Origin of the sequence: Auritidibacter ignavus, assembly GCF_029853775.1 — a bacterium.
GTDB lineage: Bacteria > Actinomycetota > Actinomycetes > Actinomycetales > Micrococcaceae > Auritidibacter > Auritidibacter ignavus.
Map to the genome: position 1 here is coordinate 880,185 of NZ_CP122564.1, position 23,144 is coordinate 903,328.

Annotated in this window: 15 protein-coding genes and 3 rRNA genes; 1 reads left to right on the plus strand and 17 read right to left on the minus strand. The window is 57.6% G+C overall.

What is annotated here, in order from left to right; genetic code table 11:
- Positions 1 to 155: 155 nt before the first annotated feature.
- The 14 genes from xerD to QDX22_RS03945 form a co-directional block, all read right to left on the minus strand.
- Positions 156 to 1,139: a site-specific tyrosine recombinase XerD gene (gene xerD, locus QDX22_RS03880; RefSeq protein ID WP_110100429.1), complete on the minus strand. Its 984-nt coding sequence runs from the start codon at positions 1,137 to 1,139 to the stop codon at positions 156 to 158.
- Positions 1,108 to 1,779, minus strand: a complete 672-nt coding sequence (locus tag QDX22_RS03885) for an NUDIX domain-containing protein (protein ID WP_110100428.1) — start codon at positions 1,777 to 1,779, stop codon at positions 1,108 to 1,110. Before QDX22_RS03885 ends, xerD begins: the two co-directional genes overlap by 32 nt.
- Before the next feature lie 61 nt (positions 1,780 to 1,840).
- Positions 1,841 to 3,568, minus strand: a complete 1,728-nt coding sequence (gene recN / locus QDX22_RS03890) for a DNA repair protein RecN (RefSeq protein WP_110100427.1) — start codon at positions 3,566 to 3,568, stop codon at positions 1,841 to 1,843.
- Between the two features lie 16 nt (positions 3,569 to 3,584).
- Positions 3,585 to 4,739, minus strand: a complete 1,155-nt coding sequence (locus tag QDX22_RS03895) for an NAD kinase (RefSeq protein ID WP_110099297.1) — start codon at positions 4,737 to 4,739, stop codon at positions 3,585 to 3,587.
- A gap of 122 nt (positions 4,740 to 4,861) precedes the next feature.
- Positions 4,862 to 5,674 carry a TlyA family RNA methyltransferase gene (locus QDX22_RS03900; protein WP_279674029.1) on the minus strand — a complete coding sequence of 271 codons (813 nt, stop codon included), beginning with the start codon at positions 5,672 to 5,674 and terminating at the stop codon, positions 4,862 to 4,864.
- A complete protein-coding gene (locus QDX22_RS03905) occupies positions 5,671 to 5,838 on the minus strand; it encodes a hypothetical protein (protein ID WP_158524631.1) in 168 nt (55 codons plus the stop codon). The genes QDX22_RS03900 and QDX22_RS03905 overlap by 4 nt, the downstream gene beginning before the upstream one ends.
- A complete protein-coding gene (locus tag QDX22_RS03910) occupies positions 5,831 to 6,628 on the minus strand; it encodes an HAD-IIA family hydrolase (RefSeq protein WP_279674031.1) in 798 nt (265 codons plus the stop codon). Before QDX22_RS03910 ends, QDX22_RS03905 begins: the two co-directional genes overlap by 8 nt.
- Positions 6,625 to 7,524 carry a tetratricopeptide repeat protein gene (locus QDX22_RS03915; RefSeq protein WP_110099295.1) on the minus strand — a complete coding sequence of 300 codons (900 nt, stop codon included), beginning with the start codon at positions 7,522 to 7,524 and terminating at the stop codon, positions 6,625 to 6,627. The genes QDX22_RS03910 and QDX22_RS03915 overlap by 4 nt, the downstream gene beginning before the upstream one ends.
- A gap of 258 nt (positions 7,525 to 7,782) precedes the next feature.
- The gene (locus QDX22_RS03920) at positions 7,783 to 9,051 is read right to left on the minus strand and encodes a dihydrolipoamide acetyltransferase family protein (protein ID WP_168186075.1); all 1,269 of its coding nucleotides are present in this window, start codon (positions 9,049 to 9,051) and stop codon (positions 7,783 to 7,785) included.
- A gap of 11 nt (positions 9,052 to 9,062) precedes the next feature.
- Positions 9,063 to 10,049, minus strand: coding sequence for an alpha-ketoacid dehydrogenase subunit beta (locus QDX22_RS03925; protein WP_110099293.1), 987 nt, complete (start codon positions 10,047 to 10,049; stop codon positions 9,063 to 9,065).
- 24 nt (positions 10,050 to 10,073) lie between these two features.
- The gene (locus QDX22_RS03930; RefSeq protein ID WP_110100421.1) at positions 10,074 to 11,057 is read right to left on the minus strand and encodes a thiamine pyrophosphate-dependent dehydrogenase E1 component subunit alpha; all 984 of its coding nucleotides are present in this window, start codon (positions 11,055 to 11,057) and stop codon (positions 10,074 to 10,076) included.
- 516 nt (positions 11,058 to 11,573) lie between these two features.
- Positions 11,574 to 11,690, minus strand: a 5S ribosomal RNA gene (gene rrf, locus QDX22_RS03935).
- Between the two features lie 325 nt (positions 11,691 to 12,015).
- Positions 12,016 to 15,113: ribosomal RNA gene (locus QDX22_RS03940) — 23S ribosomal RNA — on the minus strand.
- Between the two features lie 631 nt (positions 15,114 to 15,744).
- A 16S ribosomal RNA gene (locus QDX22_RS03945) occupies positions 15,745 to 17,268 on the minus strand.
- The 16S, 23S and 5S rRNA genes sit together here, the layout of an rRNA operon.
- Positions 17,269 to 17,281: 13 nt before the next feature.
- On the opposite strand from QDX22_RS03945, the gene QDX22_RS03950 reads away from it, so the two are divergent.
- The gene (locus QDX22_RS03950; protein WP_148707506.1) at positions 17,282 to 17,545 is read left to right on the plus strand and encodes a hypothetical protein; all 264 of its coding nucleotides are present in this window, start codon (positions 17,282 to 17,284) and stop codon (positions 17,543 to 17,545) included.
- A gap of 299 nt (positions 17,546 to 17,844) precedes the next feature.
- Here QDX22_RS03950 and tyrS read toward each other — a convergent pair whose 3' ends face one another.
- The 3 genes from tyrS to argH all read right to left on the minus strand — a co-directional run bounded on the left by tyrS (position 17,845) and on the right by argH (position 23,067).
- The gene (gene tyrS, locus QDX22_RS03955) at positions 17,845 to 19,173 is read right to left on the minus strand and encodes a tyrosine--tRNA ligase (RefSeq protein WP_246840144.1); all 1,329 of its coding nucleotides are present in this window, start codon (positions 19,171 to 19,173) and stop codon (positions 17,845 to 17,847) included.
- Positions 19,174 to 19,246: 73 nt separating this feature from the next.
- Positions 19,247 to 21,568, minus strand: a complete 2,322-nt coding sequence (locus QDX22_RS03960) for a HelD family protein (protein ID WP_110110913.1) — start codon at positions 21,566 to 21,568, stop codon at positions 19,247 to 19,249.
- 26 nt (positions 21,569 to 21,594) lie between these two features.
- Positions 21,595 to 23,067 carry an argininosuccinate lyase gene (argH, locus tag QDX22_RS03965; protein WP_110110912.1) on the minus strand — a complete coding sequence of 491 codons (1,473 nt, stop codon included), beginning with the start codon at positions 23,065 to 23,067 and terminating at the stop codon, positions 21,595 to 21,597.
- Positions 23,068 to 23,144 lie beyond the last annotated feature (77 nt).

The following is a 23,144-nucleotide window of genomic DNA, read 5'->3' on the forward strand; positions in this document are numbered from 1 at the left end:
GCTCCTGCAAAACTTCTGGTGTATGATCTCCCCGGGGTTAGTGACCCTCGAAAATTCTTCTAACACTACCCTAATGGGAAAGTCGCAGTTTAGCCGTTGTTCACTCTCTTTCTCGGCGAGCCTTGAGGTTAAAGTGCAACCTGAAGGTATACACTTTAGGACCTCATCGCCCGCGGGTGCGCGGTCGCATATACCTCGCGCAAACTCTCAGCGGTGACCAACGTATATACCTGTGTGGTGGTCACGGAAGCGTGTCCCAACAGTTCCTGGACCACCCGCACATCAGCTCCCCCAGATAATAAGTGGGTCGCAAACGAGTGTCGCAACGTGTGTGGCGACACCTCGTCGGTGAGCTGGACCCGTTGGGCGGCTTTTTTCAAAATGGTCCACCCAGATTGGCGAGAGAGCCGGGAACCGCGCAGATTGACAAACAGTGCCGCTGTGCCCCTCCCCCGGGAGACGATGCCCGGGCGTCCCCGACGCAACCAAGCGTCTAATGCCCGGTAGGCGTAGGATCCCAGCGGCACGATGCGTTCTTTGGATCCTTTGCCGAACAGTCGCACCACCGGTTGGGAGGTGCCATCCAGAGCCTGGACAATATCGTCAACATCCAGGGCCACCGCTTCAGAAATCCGGGCTCCGGTCGCGTAGAGAAATTCCAGCAGCGCCCGGTCCCGTAGCCCAGCCGGGGTATCCGGTGAGGGTGCTTCCAACAGACGGGCAACCTCGTCGATGCTCAGAGCTTTCGGCAGGCTCTGTTCCAGGCTGGGTGGCGAAACCTCCCGAGCCGGATCGTGGTCCACCAACCCTTCGACCGCCCAGAATTCGTGTGCCCCGCGCACGGCGGCGAGCATCCGCGCTGCCGAACGGGCCACCACTGCGGTCTCGCCATCGGCCCCGGTGCGGATGGTTTGTAAGAACCCGGTGACGTGATGGGTGGTGACCTGGCTGATGTCGTTCAGCCCCTGGGAGACCAGATAGTTCACGTAGCGAGTCAAGTCATGTTCGTATGCTTTCAGAGTGTTCTCCGATAGGCCCCGTTCAATACTCACCGCATCGAGGTACCGCTGGGCTGGGGTGCTTAAACCTGCCGGGTACTCGCGCGGATCAAGCACCGCTACGACCCAACCACTTATCATCCAGCTCGCGCACCGGCCAGGATGGCTGGGTTGAACCCACGGTGTAACTCATCACCGCCATGATGGTGTTGGCATTGTGAATCTCGCCGGCCAGTACTGCCTGAATGACCCGGTCACGGTCCACCCAGTGCAGTTGCATCCCCACCTCTTCGGCGTGTAGCTCCGCCCGGTTCTCTTCGGGAATCTGGGCCACTTCGCGCGCCAGAAAGATTCGGGTCCCTTCGGTCGAGGCCCCGGAGGTGGAGAAATGATCCACCAGAATCTGCCAGTCTTTGGCTTCCAGGCCAGCCTCTTCGGCCAGTTCCCGTTGGGCTGCGGCTACCAGCGATTCGCCGCAGACGTCCAAGAGCCCGGCCGGGATTTCCCAGCAGAACGTGGACACCGGGTGACGGTATTGGCGCACCATCGCCACCTGATCCCGGTCGTTGAGCGCCAGGACCGCCACTGCCCCGGGATGGGCCATATATTCTCGGGTCAGTTCCTGGCGTTTGCCGCCGGCGTCCAGCTCGAAAGTATCGCGTCGGATATCCCAGACCACCCCGTGGAAAGCAGTTTCCCGGTGCCTCACCGGCGCCCGGTAGCTCTGATCCACACAGTCCTGGGTCTGGTTGGCGCGCTGATCTTCGTCACGGTTCTTCACGATTTCTCGAATCCTCTCTAGCACCGGGGTCTGACGGAGCGCCCGGGGTTCACTGAGTGAGTTAGTCGCAAAGTTGCGACTGGTCTAGTAGCTCGCGGGCGTGTTCCTGCGCCGAGGAGGAGTCAGCATGCCCGGCAAGCATGCGGGCCAGTTCTTCAACTCGTTCCCGACGGGTCAGTTCCTGTACATCCGAGGTCGTCACCCCGGCCGCGGTATCGGGATTCTTCGTGACTTTCAGGTGGTGATCTGCCCAAGCTGCCACCTGTGGCAGGTGAGTCACCACAATGACTTGAACCCGACGAGCCAGGGCGGCCAGACGTTGTCCAATCTGTACGGCGGCCTCTCCCCCGACCCCGGCATCAATCTCGTCAAAAACGAAGGTCGGGACCGGGTCGGTATCGGCCAGTACCAGCTCGAGTGCCAGCATGACGCGGGAGAGCTCGCCTCCGGAAGCACCTTTGCCCAGTGGCACCGGGTCGGAGCCGGGGTGGGGCCGTAGCAGAATGGCTACATCATCTGCTCCAGAGGGCCCGAAGGTCTCTAACGGGCTGACCCGGACCGTCAGTTCGGCGGTGGGCATCAACAACCCGTGCAGTTCGTCCGTAACTTTCTCCGATAGCATCTCACCGGCACCCAGGCGCAGGGAGCGGAGCTGTTCTGCTCCCTGCGTGACGGCCTGGTGGAGCTGTTGTTCTTCGGTCTCAAGCTCTTCAATGCGACCGGTATCGCCCTGTAGCTCATCGAGTCGGGACCGGTGGTCCTGGGCCCAGGCCAGCACGTCTGTCAACTCGGGACCGTAGAGACGTTTCAGCCGATCCAGTTCAGCTCGACGCTCTTGGGCCTGGTCCAACGCGTGCGGGCCTTCATCATCGAGCCCGGCCAGATAGCTGGCCAATTCGGTAGAAATATCGGCAAGCTGGATCCCCACTTCGCTCAGCCGTTGTGCGAGTTGCTGAAGCACCGGATCATCTCCCGGTGAACTCGCCAAGGACTGTCGAGCAGCCTCCACTAACACTTCTGCGCTGGGCGCATTCAGATCGGTGTCGTCTTCACCGGCCAGCCCGCCACGGGCGGTAGTTGCTGCGGACCTGAGGTCTTCAATATTTTCCAGTCGCGCAATGGTGGAAGCCAACTCTTGGTCTTCTGCCTCGGTGATCTCGGCCTCGTCGATCTCCTCCAGCGAGCGTTGCAGGTTCTCGGCCTCTAGTGCCCTGTCTTGGGCTTGGGCGCGTAGCGCCTGGAGTTCTTCTCGAACTGCGTTCCAGCGAGAGAAATTCTTCCGATAAGTCTCCAGCGTGTCTTTCAGCTCGGCTCCAGCAAAGGAATCCAGAGCTTGGCGTTGAGCGGTCGCAGAACGCAAGCGCAATTGTTCGGACTGCCCATGAATGGCGATGCAATGTTCGCCCACGGCTACCAACAAGCTCACCGGCACACTCCGGCCACCGGCGGTGGCCCGGGAGCGAGTGGATCCGGAGGATTCGGTCACTGTCCGGGAGACCAGCACCTGGACGTTGTCCTCCAACGGGTCTACAGAGCCACCAGCTTCTTCAACCAGCCCGGCCACGGGGTGATTCTCGGGCAGAATGAATTCAGCTTCCACCGCGGCCTTGCGGTCTCCGCGACGAATCAGCGACGCATCAGCCCGGCCTCCGAGCAACAGGTTCAACGCGGTGACAATCATCGTTTTCCCGGCCCCGGTTTCACCGGTCAGGGCAGTGAAACCCGGCCCGAGGTCGAGACCCCCGGATTCGATCACGCCCAGCGACGAAATGCCTAGGTGCTCTATCACGGTACTGGCCTCCCCTTTAGTCCTCGGACCGGTTTGACGTCCGGTCTGCTCGTAATTGCGCCCTGGTCACCAGCGGATTCTTCTCATCAGCTTTCGTCACCACCGGCAACTCGGTGGTGCGCGGCTCGGTGACTTCGACTTTGGGTGCCAAGTGGTGTGGCTCCACGACTTCAACCCCGGATGAGCCGGTGGAGGCTGCGGACTGACGACGCGCCAGGGATCGGGCGGCTATTTCTGCCCGATCGGCTTCTGAGATCGACCCACGCCATCCCTTGGTGGGAAGCTTGAACTTGCGGACCAGTCGTTCGGAGAAGGGCGTGTGCGACAGCCGTGCCAGGCGCACTGGCTGATCCGAGCGGGTGACTTCCACCCGAGCTGCCTGGGGTAGATCCACGGTTCGACGGCCATCGCACCACAGCACCCCGGCCTCATTGGTGCGTTGCAACACGTCCACGGACATGACCGAGCGCGGCGAAACGACCAGGGGCCGGGCAAAGAGCGCGTGGGCAGACAGTGGCACCATCAGCATCGTTTCGACTTCGGGCCAGACGACCGGTCCTCCGGCTGAGAAAGCATAGGCAGTCGAACCGGTCGGGGTAGCCATCACGACCCCGTCACATCCGAAGGTGGAGATCGGGCGATCATCGACCCCGATGACGACCTCGAGAGTGCGTTCGCGGTTGGATTTTTCGACCGAGGCTTCATTCAATGCCCACGTTCGGGCCACCAGCTGATCGTCAACTAAAACTCTGACATCGATGGTCATGCGCTCTTCAACGTCGTAAGCCTCTTCAGCCACCGCAGCCACGGTGGAGGGAATATCGGTGCGTTCAGATTCGGCCAAGAAGCCGATGTGGCCGAGGTTGACCGCCAGCAACGGCAGTTCGGTACCGCGCACCAGCTCAGCAGCGCGCAACACCGAACCGTCTCCGCCCAGCACCACGCACAGATCAATATCACCAAGCTGACCGGCATCTTCGAGAACGTCGGCCACCATGGTGCGACGGGGCACGGCCCCGGTGATAATGGCCTGATTGATCGCTTCGGCATCATCACGCATCATGACCGGTTGTAGCCCGTACGTTAACAGTTCGTCAGCAACATCGAGTCCGGATTGAATGGCATCTTCACGACCGGTGTGGGTCAGGATCAGAATCCTGCGTGGCGCCATTCCAATACCTCCAAACTCGCGCGTCTCGCTTCAGATCACTGTACCGTCTCACGGGATCAGCGTGTACTTTTCGGCCAGCACTCTGTGGAGAAAACATCGGCACTGACCCGGTCAGTCAACCGTTACTCTCCCCAGTCTACGTTTTGGCGTCGTACCCAGTCGGCAAGCGCGTCGGCCGAGACGGCGGAGGGCCTTTTCACGGCGTGACAGAAGAATTCCCGGTTGCCATCCTGTCCTGGCAAAGTGGATGCGCTGAGCCCGACCGGGTCGAGCCCATGCCGGGCAGCAGTATGCACCACGCGAGTCACCGCTTGCACTCGGGCCTGGGGGTCGGTCACCACTCCGGATTTGGGGAGTGCTTTCTTGCCGACCTCGAATTGTGGTTTGACCATCAGCATCACATCGGCGCCGTCGGCACACACTCCGGCCAGCGGTTCCAGCACCAAGGTCAGTGAGATGAATGATAGGTCGGAAACCACCACCTCCACGGACTCCCCGAGCGTTTCGAGGCTCAGCGCGCGAATGTTCAGGCCTTCATACACGCTCACCCGGGGGTCAACTCGCAGCCGTGGCACCAGCTGGTCATGGCCCACGTCCACCGCGTGCACGTGTCCAGCTCCATGGTGCAATAACACGTCGGTAAATCCTCCCGTGGAAGCTCCGGCATCCAGGCAGCTAGCGCCCTTGACGTCTATTCCGCGGAAAATGTCCAAAGCACCGGCCAGTTTATGCCCGGCCCGAGATGCCCACTGCTGCTGGTCGGCCTGGGATTCCACCGTATCGTCGGAGGCAACTTTTTTCCCGGGTTTATGTACCACCTGGCCGTTGACGGTGATCACCCCCTGCTGAATCAAGCCTGCCGCCTGGCTTCGGGTGGGTGCCAGCCCGGCACTAACCAAATAGTGGTCCAACCGTTGCCCAGGTGTCGAGGTCACAGCGTGGGCCCTGCCGCATTCGGGTCGTTGAGATGATCCTGGAGCTGATTCAGCACCTGCTCGTATCGCTGACGCTCGGTGGCGATGTCTTGGTCCTGGATCCCGTCGAGAGTTTGGAGAATCTCGAGTAACCTGGCATCCGTGAGTTCAACGTCGTCATTCATGGGCGCCCTCGACCAATTGTCCCAAATGATCAATGATCACGTCAGGTTGTTCTGTTCTGTCACGACCGGCTACGTCGGCTGGCTGGTGGATTCCGGTGGTCACCAGGGCCGCAGTAAATCCCGCCGCATGTGCACCTTTAATATCGGTATCGAGCCGGTCACCGACCATCAGCGGGCGGTTCATTCCCTGAGCTTGGGCGGCCAGCTGGAATAATTGCGGTTCCGGCTTGCCAGCCACCACATCGGGGCCTCTGCCCACGGCCTGGGTGACCGCTCCAATCAGCGATCCGTTGCCGGGAGCGATGCCTTGTTCTTGAGGGATCGTCAGGTCCAAATTGGTAGCCACCCAGAAGGCGCCCCGGTGGATTGCGAAGCTCGCTTCGGCGAGATTCTTCCACCCGATTCCGGAGTCGAATCCTTGAATCACCGCCTCAGGCTGCTGGCTCGCGTGGTCCACCACCTGAAATCCGGCCTGTTCTACCGCCTGTCGCAGACTGTCCGAACCGACGACGAGGACCGTTGCTCCGGGCTGTTGTTCAGCGCGCAGTATTTCAACACCGGCTTGAGTTGAGGAGTACACGTGAGCTGGCGCGGCGTGGACGCCGAGCTTCTGGAGTTTCGCTGCCACGGCCTCGGTAGATTTCGAGGCGTTATTGGTGACGAAGCCCACGGCCACACCGTGGTCGATGAGATCATTGAGGATCTCGGCTCCGGAAATCAACTGGTCCCCGGCATAGACCACCCCGTCGAGATCACAGAGGAGCCCATCGTGTCCGTCACGAAGTTTCATCGGCGTAGGTTTCCTTGTCCCGAGTGTTTTTTCTGGGTGCGGGGACTTTTATCTGGCGCTGGCTCAAAATCTTCACCGAGGTCGATGATCGCTGGATCATCATCAGTCACCGAGAACCCGAGTGCTGATTCCGCTCGAGCGGTGCGTTGGCGCCACAGACGCGCTTCGCGCTCTTGTTTTGCGTTCGCTAATGCGTCCGCGTAAGCCGTAAATAGTCGCGGACTATAGCTAAAGGCCTTGTGCCGATCTAGTTCCGGAATCTGGAGCGCTGCAACGGCTTCCTGAGCGCGGCCGAGGTCCTGCAAGATCCCGGAGACCACGATAGCAAGTTCGACCCGGACACGTTTGGTTAGTTTTTCTCGGTTGACTTCCGCGGCGGTTTGGAGTGCTTTTTCGCCACGCCCCAGGGCACGCTCACAGTCCACGATCTCCGGAATATGGGTATCGTCTCCCGAAATACGTCGATACGTCCGGAACTCGCGTAGCGCATCCTGATATTTCTCTGCTTCGTAGGCGGTGATCCCGACTGCTTCCCTGACCACCCCGATGCGACCGCCACGGCTGGAGGCGGCGCGTGCGTGGTCAAAGGCGAGCTCGGGGTCTGCTTCTAAGTACCGGGCGGCCATCACCAAGTGCTTGGCGACCTTGACGCGGTTGTGCTCTTCTAAAGCCGCTAGTTCGCGGGTGACAGCCCCGTCCAGTTCCCGTCCGGTGACATCTCCGTCAATCTGTGGCTCCCGTGGGCGGTCCTTGCGCGGTCCCCGAACAGATCGCTGCCCGTGATGCCCACGCCCACGGTTTGGGTGTGACCGACCACCGTGGTTGTTGTGACGGTGCGGGCGCTGGCCTCCGTGGTCACGTCGTGGGGAGGACTGCTGTTCTGAATGTTCTGTCACTAACGAGCCGTTCTAACGATCGAAAATACCTTGTTACACGTCGGAGTTAGTCTACTAGAAAGCCACCGGTGTTGTTCGGTCAGACGAGGCCGGCTGAGCCACTGATCGGTTGAGAAACATCCTCAGGAACTGAAATCACTGTGCTCGCCACTCGCGCTTCTTCAACAGCGTGCACAGCAGACGTTAAAGCACACATTTCACGGTCGCTGTCGCCGTACCGAAGGACCAACGACCGTGAAATGTCAGCGTGGAGACTCGCTACAGTAGCTTGTTCGGTTGCCCCAGAAGGTCAACCACCTCGGCAAGGAACAACGCCGCAGGATACCCATCGTTCAACCGGTGATCCACCGTCAAACTCAAGGGCAACTCGTGGCGCCACACGAAGCCTGACCCAAACCGTGTCGGCACTTCACGAACCCGACCAATTCCCAAAATCGCTGACTGTGGCGGGTTAATGATGGGGGTGAAGAAATCAATTCCTTGCCCACCAAGTGCAGTGATGGAAAAAGTTCCTCCATCAAAGTCATCAGCGCCCAGGTCCTGGTCACGCGCACGTGTGGCCAGTTCCCGCGTGGTCTCTGCCATCTCGGCCAGCCCGAGGCGTTCGGCGTTGTGGATCACCGGAACAACGAGCCCGTCCTCGAGTGCCACCGCAAAACCTAGGTTGATCACGCCCGGATCGACGATGGAGTCGTCTTCCAGTCGGGAATTCAACAACGGATGGTGCCCGAGAGCGGCCGCTACCGCCCGCAGAACGGCGTCCATGTAGGACGGTTTCGTCACTCCGCCACCGACATCACCCCGGAAGGTTTCAAAGTCCGTGATATCCGCTGTGGTCGTCAGCGTATATTGTGCGGTGTCGGACAGGCTGGCGTGCATCCGATCGGCAATGACTTTACGTAACCGTGGGATTTTCTCCCGCGTTTCGCCTTCTGGTGAGACGCCACCGGCTTCGGCCGTACTTGGTTGCTCCTGGGCTTGGTCATCGGCAGGTGCAGCGTCGCGACCTTCGATAACGTCTCGGACGTCTTGGGTCACAATCCGGCCTGAGGTTCCGCTGCCGTCGATCTGAGCAAGGTCGATGTCGTGTTCTTTGGCCAGTTTGCGGGCCAAAGGAACCACCCCGGTGATGCGACCGGATTTCTTGCGAGCTTCTTCAATCCCTCGCGGTGCACCCGCATCATGCGAGGTGTTCTCGCTGGTGCGCCGCTCAGATTCTGTCGGTGATGTCGAAGTGGTCTCAGACGGTGACTCATCCCCGTCCTGAGGCGCTGCCTGTTGCTGCATCGCACCATCACCCACGACGCACAGCACAGTGTTAACCTCAACGGTGTCGTCTACGTCAACCAAAATTTCCTGAACGGTTCCCGCTGTTGGAGAGCTGACATCGTCGGTGACTTTGGCAGCTTCTATTTCAACGAGAGGTTGGCCAGCTTCTACTTCGTCGCCAACACTGACATACCACTGCGTGACGGTACCTTCACCCATTGACATGCCCCACTGTGGGAGCTTGATTTCAGTCGTCACAACGGCCCCTCTCATTCCATGGTTTGGTGTACGGCCGCAACGATGCGGTCGGCGTTCGGATATAGCGGTTTTTCCATCGACTGCGCGTATGGAATGTGAGTGTGCGGAGTGGTCACTCGCTGGATCGGTGCTTCCAGGTCCCAGAAACCTTCTTGGACAACTTCGGCCGAGATCTGTGAAGCAATCGAGGAAAAGTCATGACATGGGTCGGCCACAACAAGCTTTCCTGTCTTGGCGACAGAGGTCAGAATCGCTTCCAGGTCCAGAGGCAAAATCGATCGCGGGTCCAAGATCTCGGCGTCAATTCCTTCGTCGGCTAGTTGATTTGCTGCAGCCTCGGCAGCACCCAGTGCCCCGGCAACCGTCACGATGGTGACGTCTGAGCCTTCCCGTTTGATATCGGCCCGGCCCAAGGGAATCGTGAATTCCTCGTCGGCATCCGGAACTTCGCCACGTACACCGGTACGGGTGAAATCTTCCAGGACCACCACCGGATCGTCGGTTTGGATTGCTTGACGCAACAGCCCGTACATGTCTCTGGGCGTGGACGGCGCAATAATCTTCAGCCCGGGAATGGTTGCAAGGGTAGAAATCGGACGATCCGAGTGCTGGGCTGCGTTGCCCACGTTATAAATCATGGGCATCCGGATTGTTATGGGTAGCGATGCTTGACCACCGTAGATATATGTGGATTTCGAAATAATGGACACCAGTTGGTCCATGGCAACGTAGATGAACGGTGCAATTTCAATTTCGACGATGGGTCGCATCCCAACCATCGCAGCGCCCGCTCCAGTGCCAACGTAGCCATTCTCTGAAATGGGAGCGTCCCGAACACGTTCTAACCCGAACTGCTCTGAGAGTTTGCCATTCTTGTTCCCCGTTGTTCCGGTAATGTTCCAAGACACGTCCAAGCCCATGAGGAACACGTTCTCATCACGGGCCATCTCGTCACGTTGTGCTTCGACGATAGCGTCGAGATATGTCAAAGTACGCATTGCCTGTATCCTCTTCTCACACAGCTAGTGTCGAATCTCGACGGGTTCGGTGAATAGGTGGGTGAACGCCTCATCCGCCGATGGCTCCGGCGAGGCTTTGGCAAATTCAACCGCTTCATTGACTTCATCGATAATCGCTTCATCAATGCTGTCTAAATCAGCAATATTCAGACCGAATTCCTCAGCCTTATCACGGAACAGGACCAGGGGATCACGGTTCTCTCGCCACTCGTCGATCTCTTCGTCGTCCCGATATTCCTCAACGGGCAACCCAATCGCATGGTTCTCGAAACGGTAGGTGCGAGTCTCCACCAGCGAGGGTCCTTCACCGGACCGTGCCCGATCAACCGCTGTCTTGACCGCCTCATACACAGCCATGAACTCTTGTCCGTCAACAACAACGCCCGGCATATCGTAAGCCACGGAGCGGGCAGCGATTGATTCCGATGCCACTACCTTTCCCCAGGAGGTAAACTCACCATAACCGTTATTCTCACAGACGTACACGACGGGCAGATCCCAGATCGAGGCGATGTTGAGAGCCTCATGAAATGCACCTTCATTGGAAGCACCATCACCAAAGAAACATAAGGTGACCTGGTCTTTCCCCTGCAATTTCGTGCCCAACCCGGCGCCGGTAGCGACAGGCAGTCCGGACCCAACGATCGAGGTCTCCCCGAGCGACCCAACGGAGAAATCAGACAGGTGCATCGACCCGCCCTTACCTTCGTTAACACCGTCCACGCGGCCGAATAATTCAGCCATCAGCCCCTTGATATCGGCGCCTTTGCCGATAGGGTGCCCGTGTGACCGGTGTGTACCAACCATATAATCGGTCTCTTCAAGAGCTAAACACGACCCGACAATAGAGGCCTCTTGCCCCGCCGAAGTGTGAAACGCTCCATAAAGCTGACCATCAAGTAATAAATCTTTTGTTACTTCTTCAAACTGCCGAATTCGACTCATCCGCCGATAGGCTTCGATGAGCCGGTCCTCCTCGAGTTTCATGTTCCCGCCCCTCAACGTTTCCGCCTGAGGAAAGTCACCACGGAAACGTTCCGATGTGCAACTTGGACATTCAACTTTATCAGTAAATCGTTATCTAAACGCTCTACCGATATATTTAATGTTACCAGGGCCACGCCCTCTGGGCCGACAGTTGAGGTGCTGATGCCCACAGCAACAACACGTCAAGAGCACTCAGGGAACGCGTTGCATTACCAAGAAACGCGCGGAAGTGATCGCCGTAGCATGAAGTCGGATAGAAACGACTGGACACTAGCTCATTGCGCCCGGGTAGCGGTCAGTGACAAACAATGATTGGAAGAGACTACAACAGATACACATAAAATAGCACAGTCCGAAGCACTGGCACTTTTTTAGCGCTGAATACGTACCTGCGTACCTGAACACCTCGATCAGGTGTTTGGTGGGTTGAATGGTGGTCGGGGACGAACAGAGCCTGGGCGGTGGTGGCGTCGTTGTCACCAGGGTGGTCTGTTCGTCCCCGACCGTGTAATGATTGTCCGGCGGTGTCCTACTCTCCCACACACTCCCGTGTGCAGTACCATCGGCGCTGTAGGTCTTAGCTTCCGGGTTCGGAATGGGACCGGGCGTTTCCCCTACGCTATAACCACCGTAACTCTTCTCACCAACCCCCGGGGGGTGGGGGTGGGAAACCTTGTCTTCGATTGTGTGGGCCTGTGTGTTTCACACACGGCGGTGTTTGTTGGGGTAATCCCATAGTGGACGTTGGCATGGTTGTGCTGGCTAGAACACGTTGGGTGTCGTGTTTTTTGTGTGTGCCGTGAGTGTTTGCTCGTGATCACCCTGACAGGCCACCCCCGGTTGGGGTGGTGTTGTGTCAGGGTGTGGTGTTGTGTCTGGCTTACGATCTCACACCCCAGACCCGTGATCCTTCACCAACCCCCGGCGGGCGGGGAGTGGTTTGTGGTTGGTTGGGGGTGTTTGTAAGTCTTTGGTCTATTAGTACCGGTCAGCTCAACACGTCGTCAGTCCGTGCTTACACACCCGGCCTATCAACCCAGTCATCTACTGGGAACCTCTCACACCACAAGGGTGTCAGGAGAATTCATCTTGAAGCAAGCTTCCCGCTTAGATGCTTTCAGCGGTTATCTATCCCGAACGTAGCCAATCAGCCATGCACCTGGCGGTACAACTGACATACCAGAGGTTCGTCCGTCCCGGTCCTCTCGTACTAAGGACAGCCCTTCTCAATTCTCCACCGCGCGCAGAGGATAGGGACCGAACTGTCTCACGACGTTCTGAACCCAGCTCGCGTACCGCTTTAATGGGCGAACAGCCCAACCCTTGGGACCAACTCCAGCCCCAGGATGCGACGAGCCGACATCGAGGTGCCAAACCATGCCGTCGATATGAACTCTTGGGCAAGATAAGCCTGTTATCCCCGAGGTACCTTTTATCCGTTGAGCGACGACCGTTCCACAACGAGTCGCCGGATCACTAGTCCCAACTTTCGTTCCTGCTCGACCTGCCAGTCTCACAGTCAAGCTCCCTTGTGCACTTACACTCAACACCTGATTGCCAACCAGGCTGAGGGAACCTTTGGGCGCCTCCGTTACCATTTAGGAGGCAACCGCCCCAGTTAAACTACCCATCAGGCACTGTCCCTGAACCGGATCACGGTCCGAAGTTAGATGTTCACTATGACCAGAGTGGTATTTCACACAACGACTCCACTACCACTAGCGTGCTAGCTTCACAGTCTCCCACCTATTCTACACAAGCCACACCGAACACCAATACCAAACTATAGTGAAGGTCTCGGGGTCTTTCCGTCCTTCTGCGCGTAACGAGCATCTTTACTCGTACTGCAATTTCACCGAGTTCACAGTTGAGACAGCGGGGAAGTCGTTACTCCATTCGTGCAGGTCGGAACTTACCCGACAAGGAATTTCGCTACCTTAGGATGGTTATAGTTACCACCGCCGTTTACTGGGGCTTAACTTCACCACGTCGCCCACAAAGGGCTAATAGCTCCGCTTAACCTTCCAGCACCGGGCAGGAGTCAGTCCATATACATCGTCTTACGACTTCGCATGGACCTGTGTTTTTGATAAACAGTCGCTTCCCCCTGGTCTCTGCGGCCCCTACCCCCTCCACCCAGCACGTGGGTGTCAAGGTCGAGGCCCCCCTTCTTCCGAAGTTACGGGGGCATTTTGCCGAGTTCCTTAACTATGATTCTCTCGATCGCCTTAGTATTCTCTACCTGACTACCTGAGTCGGTTTAGGGTACGGGCAATGTCAACCTCGCGTCGATGCTTTTCTTGGCAGCATAGGATCACCAGATCTCCCACCACGTGGGAGCCCATCACGTCTCAGACACACACAGAGCGGATTTACCAACCCTGCATCCTACACGCTTAGACCAGGACCATTCCACTGCCTGGCCCGGCTACCTTCCTGCGTCACACCTGTTAACACGCTTGCCTCACCAGTTCAGGTCCCACGCTCACCAACCACGTCACCCCGAAAGGTGATCCAGGAAGGCTCGGGTGGTTAGTATCACCAGCTCAGCAGGGACGGTCTACCACTGGTACGGGAATATCAACCCGTTATCCATCGACTACGCCTGTCGGCCTCGCCTTAGGTCCCGACTAACCCAGGGAAGATGAACTTGACCCTGGAACCCTTAGTCATCCGGCGGAAGGGTTTCTCACCCTCCTATCGCTACTCATGCCTGCATTCTCACTCGCACGCTCTCCACAACCGTTCACACGACTGCTTCACCACACGCACGACGCTCCCCTACCCAACCCACCACACGGTGGTTTGTCACAGTTTCGGCGGTATGCTTAAGCCCCGCTACATTGTCGGCGCAAAATCACTTGACCAGTGGGCTATTACGCACTCTTTCAAGGGTGGCTGCTTCTAAGCCAACCTCCTGGTTGTCTCAGCAACTTCACATCCTTTTCCACTTAGCACACGCTTAGGGGCCTTAACCGATGATCTGGGCTGTTTCCCTCTCGACCATGAAGCTTATCCCCCACAGTCTCACTGCCACGCTCTCACTCACCAGCATTCGGAGTTTGGCTGACGTCAGTAACCTTGTCGGGCCCATCAGCCAACCAGTAGCTCTACCACCAGCAAGAAACACGCAACGCTGCACCTAAATGCATTTCGGGGAGAACCAGCTATCACGGAGTTTGATTAGCCTTTCACCCCTACCCACAGCTCATCCCCTCCATTTTCAACTGAAGTGGGTCCGGTCCTCCACGTGCTCTTACACACGCTTCAACCTGGCCATGGGTAGATCACTCCGCTTCGGGTCCAGAACACGCGACTCACCGCCCTATTCAGACTCGCTTTCGCTACGACTACCCCACACGGGTTAACCTCGCCACGCATCACTGACTCGCAGGCTCATTTTGCAAAAGGCACGCTCTCACACCCCACAGGACGCTCGAACGGATTGTAAGCACATGGTTTCAGGTACTCTTTCACTCCCCTCCCGGGGTACTTTTCACCATTCCCTCACGGTACTGATCCACTATCGGTCAATAGGAAGTATTTAGACTTACCAGGTGGTCCTGGCAGATTCACACGGGACTCCACGAACCCCGTACTACTCGGGAAAACACCAAAGCCCGGCCAACGCGTTACCACTACGGGACTCTCACCCACTACGGTGTAGCATCCAAACTACTTCGCATACACGCAACCATCACTCGCCAGCCCGGTAGAACCAGCACAGCGCATCCCACAACCCCCAGCACGCAACCACTACCGTGTATCACACGCACCAGGTTTAGCCTCATCCACGTTCGCTCGCCACTACTAGCAGAATCATTATTATTTTCTCTTCCTGCAGGTACTGAGATGTTTCACTTCCCCACGTTCCCTCCAACTGGCCTATACATTCAACCAGCGGTCACGCACCACCACGATGCGCGGGGTTACCCCATTCGGACATCCTGGCATCAACGCTCGGTTATCAACTCCACCAGGCTTATCGCAGATTCCCACGTCCTTCATCGGCTCCTATTACCAAGGCATCCACCATGCGCCCTTCACAACTTACAAACACCACCAACCCCCACAACCCAACACAACGAAGGAATCACAGGGGGCAACCGGTGGCGCCACACGTAAGCCACAAAACAAGCAACACCAACACCACACACAACACCAAACCAGCATCATGCGATGGTGACTGGACACACAAAACAAACAACTAAAGCAACCACAAAGAAACACCACCACAACCACCAACCCCAACAGGCCAATGATCGCAGCACAAACTCATGCTCTTTGCAGCACAACCACAACACCACAAAACCGCAGTGTCGTGATAGATGCTCACGTCCACTATGCAATTACCACAACAACACCCCACCCACCCCCATCACCACCAACACGATGACAACAAGAGCAGACAGGCCACCAGGGAACAATTACCCCATAACCCAACAGTGCACCAAACACACCAGAACACCACCAGCAACCACCACACTCCACGAACCACACCACACACAACACGCGGCGCGGAACAGTACTAATAGCAGCAACCAGCCATGCCCACAGCATGACCCCCACACAACCAGGGATTCATTGATGATCCACCCAAACAGCACCCTGGCACCAACACCACAACAGCATCAGTCACCACACCAGGGCACCAACAAAAACACTGAGAAAAAAACTTTCTCCTTAGAAAGGAGGTGATCCAGCCGCACCTTCCGGTACGGCTACCTTGTTACGACTTAGTCCCAATCGCCAGTCCCACCTTCGACGGCTCCCCCCACAACGGTTAGGCCACCGGCTTCGGGTGTTACCAACTTTCGTGACTCGACGGGCGGTGTGTACAAGGCCCGGGAACGTATTCACCGCAGCATTGCTGATCTGCGATTACTAGCGACTCCGACTTCATGGGGTCGAGTTGCAGACCCCAATCCGAACTGAGACCAGCTTTAAGGGATTAGCTCAACCTCACAGTATCGCAACCCTCTGTACCGGCCATTGTAGCATGCGTGAAGCCCAAGACATAAGGGGCATGATGATTTGACGTCATCCCCACCTTCCTCCGAGTTGACCCCGGCAGTCTCCTATGAGTCCCCAACCAAATGCTGGCAACATAGAACGAGGGTTGCGCTCGTTGCGGGACTTAACCCAACATCTCACGACACGAGCTGACGACAACCATGCACCACCTGTACACCAGCCCAAAAAGGGAAGAACCATCTCTGGAACGATCCGGTGTATGTCAAGCCTTGGTAAGGTTCTTCGCGTTGCATCGAATTAATCCGCATGCTCCGCCGCTTGTGCGGGCCCCCGTCAATTCCTTTGAGTTTTAGCCTTGCGGCCGTACTCCCCAGGCGGGGCACTTAATGCGTTAGCTACGGCGCGGAAAACGTGGAAATATCCCCCACACCTAGTGCCCAACGTTTACGGCATGGACTACCAGGGTATCTAATCCTGTTCGCTCCCCATGCTTTCGCTCCTCAGCGTCAGTAACAGCCCAGAGACCTGCCTTCGCCATCGGTGTTCCTCCTGATATCTGCGCATTCCACCGCTACACCAGGAATTCCAATCTCCCCTACTGCACTCCAGTCTGCCCGTACCCACTGCAAACTCAGAGTTAAGCCCTGAGCTTTCACAGCAGACGCGACAAACCGCCTACGAGCTCTTTACGCCCAATAATTCCGGATAACGCTCGCACCCTACGTATTACCGCGGCTGCTGGCACGTAGTTAGCCGGTGCTTCTTCTGCAGGTACCGTCACCAAAGCTTCTTCCCTGCTGAAAGAGGTTTACAACCCGAAGGCCGTCATCCCTCACGCGACGTCGCTGCATCAGGCTTGCGCCCATTGTGCAATATCCCCCACTGCTGCCTCCCGTAGGAGTCTGGGCCGTGTCTCAGTCCCAGTGTGGCCGGTCACCCTCTCAGGCCGGCTACCCGTCGAAGCCTTGGTAGGCCATTACCCCACCAACAAGCTGATAGGCCGCGAGTCCATCCAAAACCGCAAAAACTTTCCACAACCAACCATGCGGTCAGAAGTCATATCCAGTATTAGACCCAGTTTCCCAGGCTTATCCCAGAGTCAAGGGCAGGTTACTCACGTGATACTCACCCGTTCGCCACTAATCCACCACAGCAAGCTGTAGCTTCATCGTTCGACTTGCATGTGTTAAGCACGCCGCCAGCGTTCATCCTGAGCCAGGATCAAACTCTCCAAAACAAGAACAACAAAAATGAAGTCACGCCCCAGAAAGAACGATCAAAAGGCAGGCCGGAAAAACCCACCACTGGCCAAACCACAACCCCAAAACCAACGAGGCAAAAAAGAGGCCATGGCAACCAAACAAAAAAAATTTGGCATCAACAAACTTGGCACACTATCGAGTTATCAAACAACCGTTCGTAGAAACAGAAGAAGAGGTTTTCAACTTCCCATTTCTCAGGGTTTCCACGATAGTCACTCGATGTTCACCTCGTCAAATCAAATCTTCACCTGATTTTCAGAAGCAAATTCGAACCCAACGTGGAAGAGAACCGGATTCGTAGTTTAGCAGATGATCTCTCTGCGTTGCAAATTCTGTTCTCGATGCTGTCTCTTCTTGGCCGCTCGTTCAGCGGGCTTGGTCTCTGACAGCAATGAATACTTTACACACACCTCGTGCAAAAAACAAAATCGGCGGAATCGTCGGGTTCTACCGCATGATTCCGCCGATTTTAGGCTGATAGCGACGGTGTGCGAAAACTATTTTCTGTGACCCCGCTCTCGCGTTGGGGTTAGTCAGCTGGTTCTTTCGCCCTAGAGCGCGCTGAGGTCCACGAAGGCTAGATTCTTCTTGCCTCGACGCACGAAGAGGTACTTCCCATGCAGGGCCTTTTCGGCCCCAAACTGCTCTTCGGGGTCGGGAATTTTCTCGTTATTGACGGAGGCGCCACCATCGCTGACGGTTCGCCGTGCCGAGGACCTGGATTTTTCCAGGCCTGTAGCAACGAGCAAGTCAACTATGGTGAGCGCGGAAGAGTCCAGGGCTCCTGGCTCGGGCCGTGGTAGTTCGGCACCTGCCGCAGCTAAGGTCTGCTCGTCAATATGAGCCAATTCGCCGCGGCCGAAGAGCGCAGCCGAAGCGTCAATGACCTGTCGGGTTTGTTCTTCGCCGTGCACCAGACTAGTCACCAACCATGCCAAAATTTTCTGGGCCTCACGCAAATGTGGTTGCTCTTTGACCTTCGTCTCATAGTCTGCAATCTGATCCCGGGTGAGGAACGTGAAGACTTTCAACCGGTCGATCACGTCTGCATCGGCGGTATTGAGCCAGAACTGGTAGAAGGTGTAGGGCGAACACATCTCAGGATCGAGCCAGATCGCATTGCCTTCAGATTTACCGAATTTGGTGCCGTCCGCGTTGGTGATCAACGGAGTCCCGAAGGCGTGGACATGTTGACCTTCAACTTTGCGGACCAACTCGGTTCCGGAGGTGAGGTTTCCCCACTGGTCAGAACCACCGGTTTGTAGCACGCAACCGTAACGACGGTAGAGCTCCAGAAAGTCGTAGCCCTGCAAGATCTGGTAGGAGAACTCGGTGTAGGAGATGCCTTCTTCAGATTCGAGTCTCTTGGCTACGATCTCTTTTTTGATCATGGTTCCCACGCGGAAGAACTTACCAATATCGCGTAAGAAATCCAGGGCCGAAAGCTGCCCGGTCCAGTCCAGGTTGTTCACCATGGTGGCGACATTGTCTCCGGCGTCGAACTCCAGATAGTTCGAAACCTGGTCTTGCAGAGAATTGACCCACTCGGCCACGAGGGCCTTATCGTTCAGAGTCCGTTCTGTGGTTTGTCGCGGGTCTCCGATCAGTCCGGTGAATCCTCCGACCAACGCCAGGGGTTTGTGTCCCGCCAGCTGCAGTCGGCGCATCACCAGCAGTTGAACCAGGTGTCCAAGATGAAGCGACGCTGCTGTCGGGTCGAAGCCACAATAGTAGGTGATGGGTTCTCCAGCAAGCACTTTTTCCAGTGCTTGTTCATCGGTACTCACATGTGCCAGTCCTCGCCACTTCAGCTCCTGCCAAATATTGTCAAAGGACGGATCATTGGCTTGTGGCACGGAAATTTCACCTGGAGTAGTCACACACCACAACATACCAGTTTCTATCTGGACTCTGGTGCATCTTCCCCACAGTCAGTGCTTGGAGTAGTTAGGCTCAGGCTGTTTCAACGGCGTGACAGTGTTGTTCCAATGGTGCGGGAAGCTCCTCGGGATCGTCGGTGGTGATCATCCGTAAAATTTGGGTGGCTCGGGTCATGGCCACGTAGAGGTCACCGATCGAGCCCTCGGCTTCGGCCACGATCTGTTGGGGCTCGACGATCACCACGGCGTCGTATTCGAGTCCCTTGGATTCATAGGCTGTCACCAGGACCAGATCCCGGTCGTGACGCAGTCCTTGTCCCCACCAGATGCGCTCAGGAAAGGCCGAGGACAAGTTCTGACCGGTCGTGTCAATGAGTGCCTCGGGCACCACGACGGCGATCAGTGCCGCGGGCAGGTCGGTGGCCAACCGATTAATCACCTCATGCAGATGCCTGTCTCGATCACCAACACCAACAACATCAATACGTGGACGGTCCTCACCGGCGCGGAGCGCTTTCGGAGTGGAGATGTTCGCCCCGTGACGGGTGGCAACTTCGGCGGCCAAGTCGGCAATGGTGGCCGGTGTTCGGTAGTTCACGCTCAGTTCCATCTCGCGGGTCGCCTGATCCGCGAAGGGCTCCAGACGTTGCCGCCACGTGGTGGTGTCGGCGTTGGAGGACTGCGCAATATCGCCAACGATGGTGAAAGACTTGATCGGACATCGGCGGAACAGCACCCGCCACTGCATCGGGGTCAATTCTTGACCTTCATCCACAATGACGTGCCCGTAGGTCCAGCCCCGATCGGTGATAGCGTGCTCAGCAGCGCTACGCCGGACGTGCTGAGGTCCTTGTGACCGGGCCAGGGCCTCGGCAGTCACGACACCATCGACTCCGAGGTCTTCCAGGCTCTGGTGCACATTCTCCAACGTTGCTTCGGCATTGGCGAGGTCACGTTCGTATTGACGTTGCTCGGCGCGTTGTACCGCGCGGGTAGCGGCGTCCACCGCCCCGAGCAGTTCAGCCAGTTCATCCAAGAGTGGCACATCAGAGACCGTAAAAGGCGCGTGGGGCTCACGGAGCAACGCCAGTAGCTCGTGGTTGTCGAGCATATAAGCCGCATCGACGAGTAGGCGCGGGGTGGACAGTAACTCGTCGAGAACTTTTTCTGGGCTCAACGGCATCCAACACATGTTCAGGATGCGCCGCACATCCACAGACTGGCGGATTTCGGTGGGCACATAGGACCGGTCGGCCTCGTTCTTGCCTGCGGACCCGGCGGCAAGTTCGGCGATCATCTGATCGCTCAGAGCGTCGACGACCTCGTTGACGAAGACTTCTCGTGCTTGGTTGTGGGCCAGTCCGGAATGGCGTGCTTTCTTCAGCGCAGCGTCGACGACCTGGGGTGTCAGGGTCAGCGTAATGGTTTCAACCTTCAACTCACGCGGGGTAGTGATCCGGCGTTGCCGGGCCTGGACCGCGTGGCGCATCACGTCAGCCATCACCGCACGTCCTTTGATGCGAGCCACGTCCCGAGAGGTTTCGGCAACGGCTTTGAGCCCGGGATACAGCTCCGCCAGAGAACTCATCACCACACCGTTTTCGCCCAGGGAAGGTAACACCTGGTCAATGTAATTCATGAACGCTTCCGAGGGGCCCACCAATAGTACGCCGGAGGACTCCAAGCGTTGCCGGTGGGTGTACAGCAAATACGCAGCCCGGTGCAGGGCCACGGCCGTCTTGCCGGTCCCGGGGCCTCCCTGAACCACCAAGACGCCGGACAGCGGGGACCGGATGATCTCATCTTGTTCAGCTTGAATGGTCGCCACAATGTCGCCCATGCGTCCGGTGCGCCGGGCGGTGACCGCACTCAGCAATGCCGAGGAACGATACTGGATATCTTCATCGACCAGATCTGCATCAAGCACGTCATCATCAAAGCCCACGACCCGTCGGCGTGACATCAACAGGTGACGGCGTCGTTGAACCGTCCCACGGTTCTGCGCGGTGGCCTGGTAGAACGCAGCTGATTCCGGGGCGCGCCAGTCGATCAGTAGCCGGGAGTGATCCGCCGAGCTCAGACCGATCCGTCCGATATAGCGTGGGTCCTCGTTCTCGGTGTCAAGCCGGCCGAATACCAGGCGATCTTCGACGGCGTCGAGTTGAGCGATCCGGTCCTCGTACTGGGTGGCAAAGGCATCACGCTCGGATTGGTTCTGCAAGGATCCTTGCGCGCCGGATTTACGCACCCGGGCTAGTTGTTCCCGCTTTTCAGCGCGTAGCTGGTCAAGCCGAGCGTAGAGCTGCCCAACATAGCGTTGTTCCCGGGCGAGTTCATCCCGGTAGGTTTCAGGAAGGTGATCGTGGGCGTCGGAGCAGGACTGATCAACGTGCATATGTCACCTGTTTCACCGGCACTGGACTACAGCAGGCCGGTGGGGTTGGAGTCGATGAAGTCACGGACACGATGTAATTGTGCTTTGAATTCTTCCAGCTGTTGAGCCACCGCCTCCGGGGCGGTTCCGCCCTGGGCGTTGCGGGCGCTGAGGGAACCGTGGGTCGTCAACACCTCCCGCACTGCGGGAGTGAGGTGTACGGAGACGGAGGCAAACTCCTCATCGGTGAGATCCCAGAGTTCCACTCCGCGTCGTTCGGCGATTTTGACGGCTTCGCCAGACAACTCGTGAGCAACTCGGAACGGTACGCCCTGTCGGACCAGCCATTCGGCGATATCGGTGGCCAGCGCGAAACCTTCCGGGGCCAGTTCGGCCATCTTCTCGGTATTGAATTCCAAGGTAGCAATCATGCCAGAGACCGCCGGCAACAAGATTTCCAGGTTGTCCACGGCGTCAAAGACGGGCTCTTTATCTTCCTGCAGGTCCCGGTTGTAGGCCAACGGCAGACCTTTGAGCGTGGTCAACAGGCCGGTGAGATCACCAATGAACCGTCCGGATTTACCCCGGGCGAGTTCAGCGACGTCGGGGTTCTTCTTCTGTGGCATGATGGACGAGCCGGTCGAGAAAGCATCAGCTAAGGTGGCGAAATTGGCTTCTTTCGTCGCCCAGAAGATCACTTCTTCGGAGATTCGGGAGAGGTCGATGCCGATCATGGCCACGATCCAGAGGAATTCAGCGAAAATATCCCGAGCAGCGGTACCATCAATGGAATTGAACACCGCGGAATCAAATCCCAACTCTGTGGCAACCCTATTGGGGTCCAATCCCAGGGTCGACCCGGCCAGTGCGCCGGAGCCATAGGGCGATACCGCGGCGCGAACATCCCAGTCTTGCAGACGTTGCAGATCGCGTAGCATCGCCCAGGCGTGGGCCAACAGGTGGTGGGACAGCAACACCGGTTGGGCGTGCTGCAGGTGAGTACGCCCCGGCATGGGCGCGTAGGGGTGGGACTCTGCCTGATCAACCAATGCTTGCACGACCGCCTGTAACCGGCCACCGATGATGCGGGCATGATCACGCAGGTACATTCTGCCCATGGTCGCAATTTGATCGTTGCGCGACCGACCGGCTCGCAGTTTTCCACCCAGTTCTTCGCCGGCGCGTTCTAACAGTCCACGTTCCAGGGCACCATGAACGTCTTCATCAGTCTCGGCTGGCTGAAATTTTTCTGAAAGCACATCGGCTTCCAGCGTGTCCAGGGCCTCGAGCATCCCGGCAAGTTCGTCCTCGGTGAGCAACCCGCTACGGTACAACACGCGGGCGTGGGCACGCGAACCGGCGATATCGTAGCGGGCCAGTCGCCAGTCGAAGTCGGTGGATTTACTCAGCGCTGCCACGGCTTGGTTGGGGCCACCGGAGAATCGCCCTCCCCACAGCGACCCTTGATTGGTGCCGTGGCGCGGTGCGGGTTGGCCTGGAGATGTGGAGGAACCGCTCATGCGTGTGTGTTGTCCCCTCAGAACTGTGTCGGATGAATCAAAAAGTTACCACCTCCACTTTAGCGACTTTGTGGTCT